Annotated in this window: 4 protein-coding genes; all 4 read left to right on the top strand. The window is 76.3% G+C overall.

Annotated elements, in window-relative coordinates; all coding sequences use genetic code 11:
- Positions 1–295: 295 nt before the first annotated feature.
- The gene (locus Q8S40_RS11865; RefSeq protein WP_305670566.1) at positions 296–451 is read left to right on the top strand and encodes a hypothetical protein; all 156 of its coding nucleotides are present in this window, start codon (positions 296–298) and stop codon (positions 449–451) included.
- On the top strand, positions 448–618 hold the full coding sequence (locus tag Q8S40_RS11860) for a hypothetical protein (protein ID WP_305670565.1): 171 nt from the start codon (positions 448–450) through the stop codon (positions 616–618). The genes Q8S40_RS11865 and Q8S40_RS11860 overlap by 4 nt, the downstream gene beginning before the upstream one ends.
- A 106-nt stretch (positions 619–724) precedes the next feature.
- The gene (locus Q8S40_RS11855; RefSeq protein ID WP_305670564.1) at positions 725–1,108 is read left to right on the top strand and encodes a M15 family metallopeptidase; all 384 of its coding nucleotides are present in this window, start codon (positions 725–727) and stop codon (positions 1,106–1,108) included.
- On the top strand, positions 1,105–1,449 hold a 345-nt coding region (locus Q8S40_RS11850; RefSeq protein WP_305670563.1), incomplete at its 3' end, for a hypothetical protein. The genes Q8S40_RS11855 and Q8S40_RS11850, both read left to right, overlap by 4 nt.

Here is a 1,449-nt window from a genome sequence, read left to right as displayed (position 1 = left end):
CCGGCGGTCCTGGCGGCGCGGGCGGGCTGCTCGCCGTCACAGCGGCTGGCGGGGCCGGGGGAGCTGGCGCGGCCGGGTCGGACGGCGCCGCCCGGCCACAGCCCGCGCTGCACCGGGCCGGGGGCGGAGGCGGGGGCGGCGGGGCCGTCGCCTCGGGAACCGGCCATCCCGGAGGCGCGGGCGGCGTCCATGGAGCCGGAGGAGGCGGCGGCGGGGCCGGGGTCGCGGCGGGCGGCGCCGGCGGACCGGGCGCCGATGGCGTCGTCTGGTTGGTGGCCGTCGGATGAGCCGCGCCATGACCCGATACCGCCCGTACGCTGACGACCGGCTGCTGGACGATGAGCTCTGGGACAGCCCGGCGCGGCTGACCGACGCCGACCTGTTCGCCCACGCCAACCCCGGTTGGCGCCGCAGCGACTGCCCCCTCGATGATCCGGAGGATGACCGATGACCGTTCCCGAAGCGCCGGGAGGCGCTGCGACGCCTGTTCTGGCCGAGGGCCGCTGGCTGTGGCGGCGGCTGTATGTGTTCGCCACCAGCGGCGGGGCCTGGCTGTTGCTGGATCGCCTGATCGCCGCGACCCCGCCGGAGGCCGCGCCGCGGCTGCCCAGGCGCTGATGGCGCTGCTGGCGCTCACCATGGTGCTCTATCTGGTGGCCCCGACGGCGCAGCAGCTGATCGCCACCCTGGCCGTGCTGCGCTCTTCGGGCGACGGGGGGCGGCCATGAGCTTCCGGCTGTCGCAGAGGTCGCTGAAGCGGCTGGAAGGGGTGCATCCGCGGCTGGTGGCCCTGGTGAAGGAGGCCTCGGCCCTGACGCCGGTGGACTTCATGGTCACGGAAGGCCTGCGCACGCCCGAGCGGCAGGCGGCCCTGGTTCGCGCCGGAGCCAGCCGCACCCGGCGATCGCGCCATCTGACCGGGCACGCCGTCGATGTGGCGGCGCTGGTGGACGGGCAGGTCCGGTGGGACTGGCCGCTGTATCCGCGCATCGCGGCGGCCTTCAAGGCGGCGGCGGCGCGGCAGGGGACGGCCATCGTCTGGGGCGGGGACTGGCCGACCCTGCGCGACGGACCGCATTTCGAACTGGACCGGAGGGTTTTCCCGTGAAGCTCCTCGGCCTCCTGCGCGCCCTGAAGCCGCTGGGCCGGGTCGTGGTCGCCGCCCTGGCGGCGGGCGCCCTGGTCCTCATCGGGCACGGCCTCGGCCTGCGCTGGGACCCCCTCGATCTGGCCGGGCGCCGGCTCAGGGCTGCGCAGGTGCAGGCCGCCGCCGCGACCGCCGATGCGGCCGCGCGCCGGCTCGAGGTCGAAGGAGCCGCGGATCAGGCCCGGCGGATCGATCATCACCATCAACAGACCGCGGCGACGGAGCGGGCGACCGCGCGCGCCGCGGCCGACGCAAGGAACGCCCATGACGCCTCCACTCCGCTTGATCCGGCTCGCGCCGCT

The sequence above is a fragment of the Falsiroseomonas sp. genome (genome assembly GCF_030695085.1).
Lineage (GTDB): Bacteria > Pseudomonadota > Alphaproteobacteria > Acetobacterales > Acetobacteraceae > Falsiroseomonas.
Note: the sequence above shows the minus strand (reverse complement) of the source record. Positions and strands in the feature narration are given on the sequence as shown.